Here is a 14,528-nt window from a genome sequence, read left to right as displayed (position 1 = left end):
CGGGGTTTCCCCTGTGTCAGTTCGCGATCTGTCCGACCGGGCGCACACCCAGCGCGTGAAACCGCAGCACCGGATCCCGCCGCCGAGTAAGAATCTCAGACGCCCGCAAATACGGCTCGACCAATTCCACACGCTGACCCGGCACGATCTCGACCTCCGGAGTATTCTCCACCGCCACTTCGATCTCCGCGCCAGCCCCGGTGATCGAACCATCCGCGCCCACCGGCATGGCCCTCACCCACACCCAATAAGCTTTACCTACCGTCTTAACCGCACTCACCATCAGAAACTGATCATCGAAATACACCCGCTGAGTCTGACCAGGCCGCAACATCACCACACGCCCTTTCACCATCGAACAACAAATCGGGTTGGGAAACCCTGAAAACCCCCGGCCACACACGCACGCACGGCCGGGGGTCAACACCATTCCCCAACAGCATTCACGGGGAATCAGACACAGCTCGGCCCCACTATGGAATTCTCAAACAGCGAAACAACACACACGCCGAACAGCGGCGGATATGTCAGAACAAACCCCGAAGCACACCGGGGAAGAAACCGGGAATTCAGCCAGCCAATTTCACAGCGGTCGCCCGGTAGGCGATCCCACACCGGTGCTTCCCGTCATCGTTGGCCCAGTACGACAACCGAGGATTGATCAGCTCCACCGTGGCCCCGTCCGTGATCTCCTCACCCGGCTCGGTTTCCAGCGTCACCTTGACCTCAACGCCCTTACCGCCCGGACGACCATCCTGACCACGCGGCTTCCCGAACACCATCACCACGTACTGCTGCACACCATTCCGATCCGTGACCGCCACGTCATTACCGTTCTCGTCACGCTTGGTCTTCACCACCGGCTCTTCCGTCACCTGCAACTTGTAGCCCTCAAGAACCACCGGAACGTTCGTCAGCATCAGTACCTCCGTCATCCGTTTCTGACATGTATCAGTCTATATCGATGTATGTTGCTTGGCAAGGGGGGTGTCCCGATGAGTTATGTCGGTGTAGGTCGCCTTGGTTAGACTTGCTGTTATGGAGCAGGAAACCCCAGGACTTGCCGCATATCAGCGTGTCGCCGAGACCATTAAGCGCGAGATCCGCTCAGGCACGTTGAGTCCTGGCGACCGCCTTCCCAGCAACCGCGGAGTCGCCGAAAAGTACAAGGTGGCACTCGGGACCGCGCAGAAGGCTCTGAGTACCCTGGAGGAGGACGGTTGGATCACGACCACCCCTTCCGTGGGGACGTTCGTGAACTCGGTCCCTGAACCCACTCCGAAGAGCGAGGACCTCGCTTCGGCTGTCGCCGAGTTGCAAGCCACGGTCGCAGACCTGTCCGCCCGCTTGGACGCCCTGGAGCAGCAGCGGTAAGCCCGCTCCTGAAGGTCTTTCCGTCGCGCTGTCATGGTTCTAGGTTCCCGTGATCAACGGGACGTCTTCACCGCATGGTGGGACGTTTTGGGACGTCTCAGCTACGATCGTGACGTCCCTGAACGTACTTGGAAGGCCAAGATGCCCCCGAATGAACGGTTGCGTGATGCCCTGCTCAAACAAGGAATCACGCCCTCAGAGCTGGCTGACCAGCTCCAGGTGGACCCGAAGACCGCTGAGCGGTGGGTAACCACCGGACGGAAACCGCACGCACGTACGCGGCATGCGATCGCCGCGAAGCTGGGGGAATCGGAACGCTACCTGTGGCCCGGCGCAGTCTCGGATGCCAAGGCGCAGCAGGTCAGTGAGTCCGAAATGGTCAAGCTGTATCCGAACCGCAACGCGGTTCCCAACGATCTGTGGGATCGCCTGCTCGGTGCGGCGACGACTCATGTGGACATGCTGGTCTATGTGGGCATGTTCATGACCGAGAAGCCGAATCTGTTGAATCAGCTCAGGGACAAGGCCGCCAACGGAGCACGGATCCGGCTATTGTTCGGAGACCGCGACAGCGACGCCGTGATTCAACGCAGCTTGGACGAGGGAATCGGGCGGAACACGATCTCGGCCAAAATCGACCACGCGTTGGCCTTCTTCAAGCCCTTAGCCGACACTCCCGGTGTGGAGATCCGCACGCACGCGACGGTGCTGTACAACTCGATCTACCGCTTCGATGACGAGATGGTCGTCAATCCCCACGTGTTCGGCAAGCTCGCCGCCCACGCACCAGCCATGCACATCCGCCGTCTCGCCGCCGGTGATCTGTTCAGCACCTACGCGGACAGCTTCGATGCTGTGTGGGACGGGGCTTCGGCGTTGACCTGAGAGGCAGGGACCATGAGCAAGCGGGACTACTACGGCGATCCGCAGGCCCCGGCGGCCAACAGTCTGGTGGTGGCCGTGGCCGTGGTGGTCCGCGACGAGTCCGGCCGTGTGCTGTTGATCGAACGCACCGACAACGACCTGTGGGCCCTGCCCGGCGGAGCCCAAGACCTCGGTGAGACCACCCGCCAGGCCGCCTTGCGCGAGGTCGCCGAGGAGACCGGGCTGGCCGTGGAGATCACCGGCATCGTCGGTATCTACTCCGACCCGCGGCACGTGATCGCTTACGACGATGGCGAGGTCCGCCAGGAGTTTTCGATCGTGTTCACCGCCCGACCGGTGGGAGGACGGCTACGGCCCAGCAGTGAGAGCCGCCGCGTGCACTGGGTCCAGCCCGACGAGCTGGACACCGTGACCATGCACCCCACCATGCGGATGCGCATCGAGCACGCGTTGCAGCAGCGTTCCACGCCGTACCTCAGCTAACCGCCGCCGAGTCCAGCCGCGTACGCGTGCGGTCCACGGCCGCGAGCAGTTCCGGTGATCCCTCGGTGATGAACCGGGTGACCAGATGTTCGGGGCCGTAACGCTGCTGAATCTCGGCGATGCGGTCCCGCGCGTCCACCTCCGTGCCGTCCGGAGTGGTGTTCAGATCGCAGTACCACAACGCGTCACGAAGAACACCGCCCTCGTCCACGAAGTCAGCGAGTTCGTTCGACAGCCCGCGGAGTTGTGCCTCCAGCACCGCGTACGAGTGATGTGCGACCAGATGCACCAACCGATCCGGGGCACCGATGTCACGGAGGAAGACCGCCCCGTCCAACGGGTGGAAACCGGTTGTGGCCAAGTCCGGAGCGTAGCCCACATCGTGCAGGACCGCCGCAGCCTCCAACAGATCAGCATCACCACCGGAGACCGGACGAAGCCCCCGAGCACGTTCGGCAACACCCTGAACATGCGACCAACGGCGCGGCAAACTCTCCGCCAGCTTCTCCCGCGAGACCTCGAACGCCCACGCATACAACGTCATAGCGCGACCCTATCCATCCGAACCGACACGCGAATGGGCAAAACGTGGGTGACCACCGATCGCCCCAGTCCCAGCATGCGTGTGTGTAGAGTTTCTTTTCTGCATCAAGGGCGGCCCCTGCCGGGGCCGCCTGCCTGCTTGCCCGGTGCGTCCGGGGGAGAGCCGCCCGCCCGCTTGTCTGTGCGCTCGGCCAGGACCGGCCGCCGAGGCGCGGTCCCCTTGCCCCTCGGCGGCCGGTCGGCCGACCGCGGAAGCGGTGGGCGGGCGGCATCCCCGGACGCGAAGCGGAAGGCAGGCGGCCTGTTCCGGCAGGGACCGCCGAGCAGCCCCGCACCCGCACATCCACCGGCGGGCCGGGCATCGTGGCCGGTTGGGCAGCCGAACACGAACAGCGTGGTCCCGTTACGGACGCCCTCGCCCGGGCCACTTCCTACGGACAGCCCACCGCGCCCGCTGCGTAGCCACTCACCCTGTTGGGCTCCTGCTGCGAAATCAAGGTCATCGCCATACTTTTCCCATACGAAACGATGACAGACGACGAGTATCGAACATCCACAGTGGTCGTTCTATGGGTGGCATCAGGCCAGGTGACGCCGGGTACCGGCAGCCATCAACAAACGACGGCAGGAACCGACCCGCTACTCCACGGGTTCAGGGTTCGAGTCCCTGGCGGCCCACCGGAATCCCTGGTCAGAGTTTTGTTCGCTCGGCTTTTCGAGTCCAAGGAGCGCGGGTCCGTTGTGGGAGGTCACGCGGGCCTGTCCGTGACGGAGTCCCACGCGTGTTCGCGGCGGGCGGTGTCTTCCGCCTGATTGGGGAAAGCCGTCGTCCCCTCATGGTCTCTCTGGGCAGGCGGCGCACCAGCGTCGAGGTGGGTGGGTTCGGCAGTGATCCCCTCGCGCAGCTGTGCCCGGCTGTCCTCGCTTCCTCAGCCCGTGCTGTCGCAGCGCGGTCCCCGGAGGGATCCTTGGTAGGCGCGTCGGTAGGCGCTGGGGCTGGTGTGGGCGTCGCGGGCGAGTTGCGTGCGCAGGTTGGCGGCGGTGCCCAGCCCGACGCTGCGGGCGATGTCGGCCACGGTGCGGTCGGTGCGTTCCAGGAGCCGACGGGCCTGGTGGACGCGCTGGGCGGTCAGCCACCGCAGGGGGGTGGTGCCGGTTTGGGCGCGGAAGTGCCGGGCGAAGGTGCGTGGGGCGTAGCCGGCGTGTCGGGCGAGGTCAGCGACGGTCAGTCGTTGGTCCAGGTGGTGGCGTGCCCAGTCGCAGGTCGCGGCGAGGGTTCCGCCGTCGGCAGGCAGCGGCCGGTCCAGCAACTGGGCCTGGCCGCCGCTGCGGTGGGGAGGGACAACCATGTGACGGGCGATCTCGGCAGCCGTCTCGGCGCCGTGGTCCCGGCGCACGAGGTGCAGGCACAGGTCGATCCCGGCGGCCATGCCGGCGCTGGTGGCGATGTCGCCGTGGTCGACGTAGAGTACGTCCGGGTCGACCCGGACCCGCGGGTAACGCCGGGCGAGTTCGTCGGTGTAGTACCAGTGGGTGGTCGCGGATCGCCGGTCGAGCAGGCCGGTGGGGGCCAGGGCGAACGCGCCGGTGCAGATCGAGACCACGCGCGCGCCTCGTTCGGCCGCGCCGCGCAGCGCCGTGAGCACCTCCCGTTCCGGAACGTCCCGTGGGTCGAAGCCGGGAACGATCACCGTGTCGGCCTCGGCCAGTGAGGCGAGCCCCGCCGTGGCGTGGACGGGAAGCGCCCCGGTGCTGGGCACCGGCCCGGGGGTGGGGGCGCACACCGTGGTGGTGTAGCGGTGCGGCTGGCTGTCGAAGATCTCCAGCGGGATCGCCAGATCGAACAGCACCACCCGGGACAGTGCGAGCACGCTGATCCGATGCATCGGCAGCATTCTTGCGCATCCTGTCGCTGCTGCCACTCACGGTCCGCGCGAGTTCCCCGACAGGATCGACTCGTACGCGGTGGTGACATCGACCGGTTCGATGACCGCCCACGGCCGAACAAGACCGACCGGGCACACCGTCCTTCCCGCTGTGCGGGCGGTGTGCGGAAGGACCCCACCATGACCGTCATCGCAGGTGTCCGCATTCCCGACAGCACGTTCGCGCGTGAGGCGCGTGCTCTGACGGCGCGACACGGCCCCGAGTTCCTGCTGCGGCACTGTGAACGCACCTACGTCTTCGGTCGCCTGGCCACCGACGCGGCGGGACTGCGGGTGCGGGAGGATCTCGCCTACGTCGCGGCGCTGCTGCACGACCTCGGACTCACCGAACGCTACGGGGGCAGGCGGCGGTTCGAGGTCGAGGGTGCCGAGGTCGCCTACGACTGGGCGAGGTCCGGCGGCCTCGCGGACGAGGAGGCGTGTGTGGTCTGGGACGCCATCGCGCTGCACACCTCGATGGGCATCGCCGAGCGCAAGTCACCGGAGTGCGCCCTGGTGCACTGGGGCGCGGGAACCGACATCCACGGCGGCGGGCTCGACCGGCTGGACCCCGTGTTGGTCGACGAGGTGCTCGCCGCCTTCCCCCGGGACGGGTTCGTCGGCAGTATGGCGGAGGCCGTCGAGACGGCAGCCGGCCGTGCTCCCACCACCTACGCGCTGACCTGGCTCGCGGCGACCGCCGAGCGCTGTCACGGCGCCGCCCTGCCCACCTCAGAGGACATGCTCGGGCGTGATCCGTTCATCTCCTGAGAGGTGCTCGGGCCGGGGTGCCACCTTGCCCGAGCGCGGGCGGCACGGGGCGAGTGGATAGCCGAATCCTGCGGTTCGCGCGGTTGTCGCTCTTCCGGGGAGGCGCCCGTGACACGTACATCTTGGGTGGATCGATCTTTCTAAAGACAAGATGTAGTATGTGGTCCGCCGATGGTTCACCGCCCCAGCACGGGTCGGTGGGACAAGAGGGAACCCGGTGCGAGTCCGGGACTGCCCCGCAGCGGTGAGTGGGAACGACCGCCGTCACCACGCACTGGGCGTCAGCACGCCCGGGAAGCGACGGCCAGTAGGAGCGGCCCGGTCGGGCCGTGCGCCCGCGAGTCCGAAGACCTGCCATCGGTGCACGTGCGGGAGTGCGTGCTGTCCGGGGCCTCGCGGGAGGGTCGACGCGGACGAGGAGTGCCGGTGGGCATCCGGCCGTGATGCCGCCACGGGTCTTCGCGTCTCTCCCACGTCCCCGGGTGTGGACAGGAGTGTCGAGGGGAGAGAGTCCCGTGGCTGAATCACCCACCAGTGTGCTGACCGCCGACCGCACCGGGGCGGAACACCTCCGGGGGCCGTACCGGGATCACGCTCAACACCAACCGGGACGAGGTCGCGGTGTGCAACCTCGAATCGGTCAACCTGGCCCGGCACGTCACCGCCGACGGTCTCGACCACGAGCGGCTGCGTCGCACGACACGGACGACGGTGCGCATGTTGGACACGTCGTCGACATCGACTTACGAGAGACACGGTCTGACCTAGTGTCCGCTTGACCTGCAACGATGAACAGACGAACGCGAGGAAAGGGCGAACCGGTGGGCAATCGAGAGATGCCGGTGTCGATCGGCGAGATCATACGGTCGATCGCCGATCTCGATCGGGCGGCGGCTGACGTGCGTGATCTGACGGGTGAGCCGGCCAAGGCGTTGTTCGAGTTCCGCAGTGCCGCCGAGCGGGTGCCGAGTGAGGCTCTGGCAGCGTGGCTGTGCGAGGAGGCCGACCGGGCGATGGGCGATGGGGAGTGGTCCGAGTACGCGCTCGCCTACGCCCGCGAGGTCAACCAGTCCGCGTAATCGCAGCACGAACAGCCCCCGGGGACCACTTCAAAGTCCCGGGGGCGCCGTGCTGTCGCTACGGGTTCACTCGAAGCGGTTGTTCTTGACCGCATCGAGGAACGCCGTCCACTGCGGGCGGGTGGTGGTGACCTAGCCGAGGCGCGGTGAACACGGATGTTTCCGGTGTTCGAGGCCGGTGAGGACCGGGACTCCCACTACGTCGGCACAGCGGTTTCGGCCACTAACGCGAACCAGCCGAGTCTGCCCCACACTATGACTACAGTGGACAGACTTGGGGGCGGGCGAAAGCCTCTGGGGACTGGGCTTCTTCCGGGGTGTCTTGCGGTTCGTCGCGGTGCCCGCCGGGGAGGTTGTCGTGCTGCTCGGTGGGGGCTGGCTAGGATGCGCGTGCTTCCCGCGAGAGGTCACAAGTGAATAGAGCGGCTGGGAAGTCGCAGGTCACTACGTGTGTTCCCCGCACACGCGGGGATGGACCTTGTCGATCTTGTGTTCGAGAAGAACTTCTTCGAGACCCGCGTGACCGAGTACCGGTCCGGTGCCGGCCCGAGCTGGGACTGAGGTTTCCCGCCGGGGCCGTTCGTCGGTGGGTCTGAGTGTTTTCCCGGAGTGCTCGCCGTACGAGTACCGATGCCGGTGTTCGACCGCGGTGATGGGATGGACCCGAACGTTATTCACACGATCGGGTGTAGTTCGTGTGGGTGGGCAGGATCGGTCCCGAGACGCGGACGGGAGAACCCGGTGCGGGAACGGAACGCAGGATCCGGTGGGAGGAACCGGAACGGCGGACACGGCGGGCCCGTGTCCGAGGGGGTCTGGACTGGGCTGGCGTTGTTCGTCGGCTGGTACCTGGCTGCCCCCTACCTCGACGAGTATCTGGGCTGGTACTGGCCCTGGGTGCTGCTGGTCGCGGTTCCGGTTCTCCTGTTCGGGCGGGGCCGGAGGCCCCCGCGGGGCACGAACGGTTCCTCTCGTGCGAGGACGAGCGCGCCCCACACCCGGCGATCCGAGCCCGGTTCCCGGGAGAGGCGCGAGGTCAGGCATCGACTCCGGTCGGTGGGCACTTCCTCCCCTGTCACCTCCGCCGCCGCTCGCGGCCCGGCCCCGAACGGGACGAGTGAGTCGGGTGGGCGAGCGGTGGCCGCCGGTGCCCGGTGACCTGCCGCGGCACACCAGCGGCCGCCGTGAAGCGGGGAGGCGACGGAGAGGTTCGACAGGGGAGCGTGGGCCGGATCCGGCTTCCTCAGATTTCGACCAACTGTTTTCGCGTGGTTCTGTCCACCAGACAGCTGAGCAGGCACCTGGCTGCGACATTGACGTGGTTGCCGTACCGCACGAACTCCATGAGCTGCTCGACCGTCATCCAGCAGTAGTCCTCGGGGACGTCTAGTCCGAACCCCTCTCCGGCATCGACGACCAGGTAGCGGTTCTCGGCGTGGTAAAACCTTCCACCTTCCTCGGAATGCACCACGTCGACGAGGGTTCCGTTCTCGCCCGCCCGCAGCAACTCGTCGAAGTACCGTGGCCACCGTTCGCGGGAGGATCTCGTATAGGAGCCGGGGATGCAACTCACGGTGGGAGCCATCTCGACGATGTCGTAAGTACCCGCCTCCGTCCTGGCGTGCACCAGGATGTGGAACAACCCGTTGATGTTCCTTCCCAGGAAGCCCACGACGCCTCGTTCGACCGGTTCCAGCATCGGCTGGGACCACTCGGACACCTCCCGGTTGGTCGCGGTGACGTGGACGCCCACTACGGAGAAGTGTCTGCTCTCGACGTGCTCTATTCTTCCGGGGGAATTCCTCCACGGGGTGATCTCCGAGAGTGGAACCAGCTCGCGCTCCAGGGAGTACTGCGACTTGACCTCGGTGAACCAGCTCAGCAGCTGCTCCTTCGAGTGCAGGGGTTCGCCGAGCCCGCACCCGTGGTCGAGACCGGTCTCCGCCCACTCGCCCCATTCGGGGGCGACGAAGGAGATGCCGGAGAGCACCGTGCGCGAGTCCATGTTGATGAGGTTCGGAACCCGCATGAGTTCGGCGATCTGGTCCAGGCTGAGCCAGCAGAAGTCGTCCCCGACCGGGACGTCGTCGTGCACTTCGACGATGATGTTCCGGTTTCTCTTGTTGAGAAACCACGACCCCTGCTCCGACTGCAGGGCGTCGACGACTACGCGGCCGGAGCGCGGAGCGACGAAGTACTCCAGGTAGGGAACCTTGTTCCCCTGGTGCACTCCCGTGTAGTTGCTACGCGTCGCCTGCACCGTGGGGGAGAGCTGCAGGAGATTGACGTTGCCCGGCTCCATCTTCGCCTGCATCAGGCAGTACGTCCTGCCGTTGACCACTTTGACGATCATGCCGAGGATGCCGATCTCGGGTTGCACGATGATGGGCTGTTCCCAGCGCGCTGTCTCCCGGTGATCCGTGCTGACCCGCAGTCCCCGGATCGAAAAGAATTTTCCCGACTCGTGCGAGATATCGCCTGTTCGGGGGTCGGAACCCCAACCGGGCATCTCGTCCAGCGATACTTTTTTTATCTCGTAGCTGTTCTCCATGTTTCTCTGGGCGAACCACTCGTAAAAATCCTGCAAGTCATCGAACACAGGTGTCTCCTTCGGAGTGATCGAGGGAAACGTGAATCGTCCTGACCTCGTCGGGGACGATTGTCCGTTCGTTTCTTCCCACCAGGTCTGGGGCGTGGCGATGCTTCAGCCGGCGGAGGTGCCCACGCCCGACGGTGACTTCCGACTCGCCGCGGCCCGGACGGCGTCGACGAGTTCGCCTTGGCGAATGATGCGAGACCTTTCGTAGGAGGCGTTGCCGAGGACCACGTTCCTGAAGTGCTCGACGCTGCGCACGTACTGGTCCTGCGGAGAGAGGGTCCGTGTCTCCGTCCCTTCCCGGGAGGAAATGTTCAGGACAGGAGCGTGATCACCGGAGGGGGTGAACGCGTTCTCCAGCGAGATCCTTCCGGTGCTGCCGGTGAACTCGTAGTGAGACCGGTAGGCGTGGTCCAGACCGAAGGAGGCGTGAACGCTCACGCCTCCTTCGGTCTCCAGCAGTGCCGCGCCGCCCGTGTCCACGCCGTACGTGGTGTCCTCACGCAGCACCGCGCCGCGGACTTCGAGCCCTTCGCCGAAGAAGTACTGGGCCGCACGGATCGGGTAGCCCCCGACGTCGAGCAGCGCTCCCCCACCCAACTCCGGGTCGTGCCGAACGTCTCCCGGAGGGCGTGCCGGAACGGAGAAGCAGGACGAGAACAAGTGCACAGTACCGATGACGTTGTCACGCAACATGCCCAGCACGGTCGCGTGCTGGCTGTGACGCAGGAACATGAAGTTTTCGCCAAGCGCCAGCCCCTGACTGTCGGCGAGCCGCATCAGCCGCGCCGTCTCGGCGCCCGAAGTGGTGAGTGGCTTCTCCGCCAGCACATGCTTGCCCGCCAGTAGGGCCCTCTCGACCCACTCGGCATGCAGGCCCGAGGGAAGCGGGATGTAGACCGCCTCCACGGACGGTGATTCGAGCAGTTCCCCGTAGTCGTCGAACGGCTCTCCGCCGAATCTCCCCACGACTTCCCGCGCTCGGCGCGGATCGCGACTGGCGATCCCGGACACCGACACCCCCTCGGCGGCGACGAAGGCCGGCAGCACCCGCCGAACCGCAATGTCCGCACACCCCAGGACACCCACACGAACCTGACGTTCGTTTCCGCTCATGTTCCTCCTCCTTTCCCAGGTCGGCAACGATCAGGACCGTGCTTTCTCGAACTCGGAAAAGTCGTATGACCTTCTTAGCCGGGCCTCCCACCACTCCCTGTTTTCGCGGTACCACTCGACCGTGTCCCGGATTCCTTCGAAGAACGGGATCTTGGGGCAGTGGCCGAGCTGCTGCCTGATCTTGGTGCTGTCTACGGAGTAGCGCTGATCGTGCCCTGGACGGTCTGCCACGCGCACGACGTTCGACCAGTCCGCCCCCAGCTGGGCCAGCAGGTGTCCGGTCAGCTCCATGTTGGTGAGTTCGGTGCCGCCTCCGATGTTGTAGATCTCTCCGGGAGCGCCCTTCTCCGCGACCAGTTGCACGCCGTCGCAGTGGTCATCGACGTGCAGCCAGTCGCGAACGTTGGTGCCGTTTCCGTAGACGGGCACCGGTCTCCCGTCGAGCAGGCTCGTCACGAACAGGGGGATGATTTTCTCGGGGTACTGGTTGGGGCCGTAATTGTTCGAGCAGCGCGTGATACAGACGGGAAGGCCGTGGGTGCGGTGGAAGGAGCACGCCAACAGGTCGGAAGCCGCTTTCGAAGCGGAGTACGGGGAGTTCGGCCGCAACGCGTCCGTTTCGCGGGAGTGCCCGTGCTCCACGCTCCCGTACACCTCGTCCGTGGAGACGTGGACGAACTTGCGCACGCCGACCGTCAGCGCGGTTTCGAGCAGGACTTGGGTGCCCAGGAAGTTGGTCCGGGCGAAGCCTCCCGAGACCTCGATGGACCGGTCCACATGCGACTCGGCGGCGAAGTGAACCACGGTATCTGCTCCGGACATCGCTGCTGCTGCTTCGTCCGGATCGCACACGTCTCCGTGGACGAACTCCATCCTGGGGTGCGTCAGCACCTCGGTGAGGTTGTCCAGGTTCCCGGCGTAGGTGAGTTTGTCCAGAACGACCACGGTCGCGTCCGCGAAGGCGGGATACTCCCCGTTGAGCACTCTCCGGACGTAACGCGACCCGATGAAACCGGCACCGCCGGTGACAAGAACACGCATGTTATTCCTCTCCTAGCCGGCCACTTCCAGCAGAGGCCGTGGTTCGACTAGTCCTTTCACGTAGTTTCCGTAGGGTGAGCTGGACAGTCTCGCACCGAGCTCGTGCAGTTCTTCCGCGCTCACGAAACCCATGCTGTAGGCTATTTCCTCGATGCAGGCTATTCTCGTTCCCTGTCGGGACTCGATTTCCTGCACGTACTTGCTTGCCTCCAGCAGGGAGTCGCAGGTTCCCGTGTCGAACCAGGAGAATTCGTTCCCGAGCTCGACGAGTTTCGCTCTCCCCTCCTCCATGTACGTTCGGTTCACGTCGGTGATCTCCAGCTCGCCGCGCGGGGACGGTCGCAGCTGCCGAGCCACTTCCACCACGTCGTTGTCGTAGAGGTAGAGTCCGGTCACGGCCTTGTTCGAGCTCGGCTGTTCCGGTTTCTCGGTGAGGGACACGAGGCGTCCCCGGGAATCGGTCTCACCGACGCCGTAGCGCTCCGGATCGCGGACCGGGTGTCCGAAGAGGGTGCAGCCGTCCAGGTCCCTGACGTGGTGTCGGAGCAGGGGGCCGAGGTCGGGTCCGTGGAAGATGTTGTCCCCCAGCACCAGTGCCACTGAGTCCGTGCCCACGTGTTCGGCTCCCACCAGGAAGGCGTCGGCGAGTCCGCGAGGGACGGTCTGTTCGGCGTAGGTTATCGACAGTCCCAACGAACTCCCGTCTCCGAGGATCTTTCCGAAGACGTCCTTGTCCGCGGGAGAGGTGATTATCAGGATCTCTCGGATTCCTGACATCATGAGCACGGAAAGCGGGTAGTAGATCATGGGCTTGTCATAGACGGGAAGGAGTTGTTTGGAGACTCCGATGGTGACAGGTCTTAACCTGGTTCCGCTTCCTCCAGCGAGAATGATTCCTTTCAATCCTGTGAACCTTTCTTGATATTTCTGGAGAACCGAGAAAATTGGAATTTATTCCGGGATGTCGTCCACGCGTGGTCCGCGGGGCGAAAAATGCGGGATGCTCCGGTCTCTTCCCGGGCGTCCCATTCGGACGGTGCGGTGGTCTTCCGGTGAACGCTCACCGGCACACGGACCACCATCGCGTCTCGGCGCGAAAACGTGGATCAGCACCATCCCCCGGCGACGGGAAGCGACCCGTCGTGTGGTCGATTCCCGTCCGCCGGTGGGTGGTGGACCCGCGAGGTGGCCCCGTCACTGAGGCTGTTCGTGGCCGAGGGGTGTCGACGCCTCGGCCTCGGATTGAGTCGTCCTGCCGCCGCGGACCACCAGCATAGCCGCGAAGCCGGGCAGCGTGATCACCATGAAGGCGATGATCCCGGTCTGGAAACCGAGCGCACCTCCACCGGAGGTGGTCCAGGCAAGGGCCGACACCGTCGGGCCGATGGCGGCCGCGAAGGTGCGTCCGAACGAGCTCAGCCCTCCGGCCGTTCCGCTCATGCCCTGAGGTGTGGCGGCCAGGACAGCGGTGTTGGCCGCCACACCGAAGACACCGCTTCCTGCTCCGAAGACGGTGAGACGCCAGGCGAGGTCGATGATCCCGGCATCGGAACTGAGGGTGAGCATGCTGGCCATTCCGGCGAGCACCACGGGGGCGCTGATCAGAACCAGTTTCTTCGTCCCGTAGATGTCCGCCAGGTATCCCCCGAGAGGGGAGCTGATCGCCGTGGCCGCCACCGAGAACAGCAGTGCGATCCCCACCATCGCAGGACTGCGGTGCAGCACGTCCGAGACGAAGTAGGGAAGCAGGAAGTTGGGAATGCTGGTGGTTGATCCCACCAGAGGGATGGCGACGAGGGGGAGCCCGAAGGACGGCTTGCGAATGAGCGAGGTCACCGCCCTGGAGGTGGGCAGCCGGACCCATCCCACGGTCAGGGCTACGGCGGCCAAAGCCAGCACGGCGGCGAGCAGCATCCGTTTTTCGAGCTGGTCCGAAGCCAGCATCAGGGCGGTGATGGCACCGCCGAGCAGGATCATCTCGTGCCAGAACGACCGCTCCGGTTTGGGTACGCCGTGGTGCCGGTCGGGCGTTCTGGTCATCGTTCCGTAGGCCAACCACAGCACGAGGAGCAGGAGGGGGATCGGCACGAGCAGCACCGGTCGCCACCCGTACTCCTTGGCCAGGAATCCTCCCAAGGAGGACCCCATCATGGTTCCGAGCGGCATGATCATCGACGTGTAGCCCATGGCCCGTCCCCGTTCTGTGGACAGCACGTTGGCCGCCACGGTGGGAAGGTACACCGACAGCATCAGACCACCGAATATTCCGGTCAGCACGCGTGTGAGGACGAGCACCCCGAAGTTGGGAGCCAGTACCGAGAACACGCCGGAGACCGTCACGCCGAGCCCCGAGAACAGCAGGACCGAGCGGGCGTTGGCGCGGTCCGCCCACCTTCCAGCGGGGATGGTCAGCGCGGCGACGGGCAGGGAGGTGCCGAGGATTACCCATTTGGTCGCCGTGGGACCGACACCCATCTCCTCACCGATGACCGGCAGCACGACGGAGACGATGGTCGTGTCGATCGCCATGGCGAGCATGGCCAAGCCAACGGCGACCACCGGAGCCCAACGGCTGCGCTCCAGGGAACCGCCGCGTTCGGCGGTGGATGTTTCTGTTTCCATGACGGATCCCGTCTCTCGTTGGTTCCACGAAGTCCGAGTGCCGGCAGCTCGACCTCCCCGGTGAGAGGATTCCCGTGGTGTACGGGGTGGGGC

At 65.4% G+C, this 14,528-nt stretch carries 14 protein-coding genes, 1 pseudogene and 1 riboswitch; of the genes and pseudogenes, 6 read left to right on the top strand and 9 right to left on the bottom strand.

The window, feature by feature from the left end; translation table 11 throughout:
* Window positions 1-16: 16 nt before the first annotated feature.
* Window positions 17-307 carry a hypothetical protein gene (locus CEP50_RS17760; protein ID WP_146134846.1) on the bottom strand — a complete coding sequence of 97 codons (291 nt, stop codon included), beginning with the start codon at window positions 305-307 and terminating at the stop codon, window positions 17-19.
* 262 nt (window positions 308-569) lie between these two features.
* Window positions 570-920, bottom strand: coding sequence for a hypothetical protein (locus CEP50_RS17755; RefSeq protein WP_106115088.1), 351 nt, complete (start codon window positions 918-920; stop codon window positions 570-572).
* A gap of 118 nt (window positions 921-1,038) precedes the next feature.
* Between CEP50_RS17755 and CEP50_RS17750 the strand changes: the two genes are divergently transcribed.
* The 3 genes from CEP50_RS17750 (at window position 1,039) to CEP50_RS17740 (ending at window position 2,742) form a co-directional block, all read left to right on the top strand.
* Window positions 1,039-1,374: a GntR family transcriptional regulator gene (locus CEP50_RS17750; RefSeq protein WP_106115072.1), complete on the top strand. Its 336-nt coding sequence runs from the start codon at window positions 1,039-1,041 to the stop codon at window positions 1,372-1,374.
* Between the two features lie 141 nt (window positions 1,375-1,515).
* Entirely contained in the window at window positions 1,516-2,259 is a 744-nt protein-coding gene (locus CEP50_RS17745) for a helix-turn-helix domain-containing protein (protein ID WP_106115071.1), read from the top strand.
* A gap of 12 nt (window positions 2,260-2,271) precedes the next feature.
* Window positions 2,272-2,742 (top strand): NUDIX hydrolase, encoded by a 471-nt coding sequence (locus CEP50_RS17740; RefSeq protein WP_106115070.1) that lies wholly within the window; start codon window positions 2,272-2,274, stop codon window positions 2,740-2,742.
* Here CEP50_RS17740 and CEP50_RS17735 read toward each other — a convergent pair.
* Together CEP50_RS17735 and CEP50_RS17730 are read right to left on the bottom strand one after the other, a co-directional pair.
* On the bottom strand, window positions 2,735-3,286 hold the full coding sequence (locus tag CEP50_RS17735) for an HD domain-containing protein (RefSeq protein WP_106115069.1): 552 nt from the start codon (window positions 3,284-3,286) through the stop codon (window positions 2,735-2,737). The two genes, CEP50_RS17740 and CEP50_RS17735, sit on opposite strands and share 8 nt — an antisense overlap.
* Window positions 3,287-4,214: 928 nt before the next feature.
* Window positions 4,215-5,171, bottom strand: coding sequence for a GlxA family transcriptional regulator (locus tag CEP50_RS17730; RefSeq protein WP_181188441.1), 957 nt, complete (start codon window positions 5,169-5,171; stop codon window positions 4,215-4,217).
* Between the two features lie 180 nt (window positions 5,172-5,351).
* Between CEP50_RS17730 and CEP50_RS17725 the strand changes: the two genes are divergently transcribed.
* From CEP50_RS17725 to CEP50_RS17720, 3 genes and pseudogenes are all read left to right on the top strand, one after another.
* On the top strand, window positions 5,352-5,981 hold the full coding sequence (locus tag CEP50_RS17725) for an HD domain-containing protein (RefSeq protein WP_181188440.1): 630 nt from the start codon (window positions 5,352-5,354) through the stop codon (window positions 5,979-5,981).
* Window positions 5,982-6,136: 155 nt separating this feature from the next.
* Window positions 6,137-6,354: riboswitch (cobalamin riboswitch) on the top strand.
* Window positions 6,355-6,563: 209 nt separating this feature from the next.
* Window positions 6,564-6,749: pseudogene (locus CEP50_RS19955) on the top strand (hypothetical protein); the annotation flags it as partial.
* Between the two features lie 53 nt (window positions 6,750-6,802).
* Complete coding sequence (locus tag CEP50_RS17720) at window positions 6,803-7,060, top strand: hypothetical protein (RefSeq protein ID WP_146134843.1); 258 nt, start codon at window positions 6,803-6,805, stop codon at window positions 7,058-7,060.
* Window positions 7,061-8,303: 1,243 nt separating this feature from the next.
* Here the strand turns inward: CEP50_RS17720 and CEP50_RS17710 are convergent.
* The 5 genes from CEP50_RS17710 to CEP50_RS17690 all read right to left on the bottom strand — a co-directional run bounded on the left by CEP50_RS17710 (window position 8,304) and on the right by CEP50_RS17690 (window position 14,435).
* On the bottom strand, window positions 8,304-9,659 hold the full coding sequence (locus CEP50_RS17710; protein WP_106115067.1) for an NDP-hexose 2,3-dehydratase family protein: 1,356 nt from the start codon (window positions 9,657-9,659) through the stop codon (window positions 8,304-8,306).
* Window positions 9,660-9,764: 105 nt separating this feature from the next.
* Window positions 9,765-10,772: a Gfo/Idh/MocA family protein gene (locus tag CEP50_RS17705; RefSeq protein WP_106115066.1), complete on the bottom strand. Its 1,008-nt coding sequence runs from the start codon at window positions 10,770-10,772 to the stop codon at window positions 9,765-9,767.
* 30 nt (window positions 10,773-10,802) lie between these two features.
* Window positions 10,803-11,813, bottom strand: coding sequence for a dTDP-glucose 4,6-dehydratase (rfbB, locus tag CEP50_RS17700; protein WP_106115065.1), 1,011 nt, complete (start codon window positions 11,811-11,813; stop codon window positions 10,803-10,805).
* 12 nt (window positions 11,814-11,825) lie between these two features.
* Window positions 11,826-12,716 carry a glucose-1-phosphate thymidylyltransferase RfbA gene (gene rfbA, locus CEP50_RS17695; protein WP_106115064.1) on the bottom strand — a complete coding sequence of 297 codons (891 nt, stop codon included), beginning with the start codon at window positions 12,714-12,716 and terminating at the stop codon, window positions 11,826-11,828.
* A gap of 291 nt (window positions 12,717-13,007) precedes the next feature.
* Window positions 13,008-14,435: an MFS transporter gene (locus CEP50_RS17690; protein ID WP_106115063.1), complete on the bottom strand. Its 1,428-nt coding sequence runs from the start codon at window positions 14,433-14,435 to the stop codon at window positions 13,008-13,010.
* Window positions 14,436-14,528: the final 93 nt, after the last annotated feature.

The organism is Actinopolyspora mortivallis, assembly GCF_003001495.1.
In the GTDB taxonomy this organism is placed as follows: Bacteria; Actinomycetota; Actinomycetes; order Mycobacteriales; family Pseudonocardiaceae; genus Actinopolyspora; species Actinopolyspora mortivallis_A.
The sequence above is the reverse complement of the archived record's forward strand: the minus strand, read 5'-3'. Positions and strand labels throughout refer to the sequence as shown.

What these genes read in the sequence shown, in the direction of transcription:
- CEP50_RS17755 (WP_106115088.1), bottom strand. Translation starts at nt 920, where the DNA reads ATGCTGACGAACGTTCCGGTGGTTCTTGAGGGCTACAAGTTGCAGGTG.
- CEP50_RS17750 (WP_106115072.1), top strand. Translation starts at nt 1,039, where the DNA reads ATGGAGCAGGAAACCCCAGGACTTGCCGCATATCAGCGTGTCGCCGAG.
- CEP50_RS17745 (WP_106115071.1), top strand. Translation starts at nt 1,516, where the DNA reads ATGCCCCCGAATGAACGGTTGCGTGATGCCCTGCTCAAACAAGGAATC.
- CEP50_RS17740 (WP_106115070.1), top strand. Translation starts at nt 2,272, where the DNA reads ATGAGCAAGCGGGACTACTACGGCGATCCGCAGGCCCCGGCGGCCAAC.
- CEP50_RS17735 (WP_106115069.1), bottom strand. Translation starts at nt 3,286, where the DNA reads ATGACGTTGTATGCGTGGGCGTTCGAGGTCTCGCGGGAGAAGCTGGCG.
- CEP50_RS17730 (WP_181188441.1), bottom strand. Translation starts at nt 5,171, where the DNA reads ATGCATCGGATCAGCGTGCTCGCACTGTCCCGGGTGGTGCTGTTCGAT.
- CEP50_RS17725 (WP_181188440.1), top strand. Translation starts at nt 5,352, where the DNA reads ATGACCGTCATCGCAGGTGTCCGCATTCCCGACAGCACGTTCGCGCGT.
- CEP50_RS17705 (WP_106115066.1), bottom strand. Translation starts at nt 10,772, where the DNA reads ATGAGCGGAAACGAACGTCAGGTTCGTGTGGGTGTCCTGGGGTGTGCG.
- rfbB (WP_106115065.1), bottom strand. Translation starts at nt 11,813, where the DNA reads ATGCGTGTTCTTGTCACCGGCGGTGCCGGTTTCATCGGGTCGCGTTAC.
- CEP50_RS17690 (WP_106115063.1), bottom strand. Translation starts at nt 14,435, where the DNA reads ATGGAAACAGAAACATCCACCGCCGAACGCGGCGGTTCCCTGGAGCGC.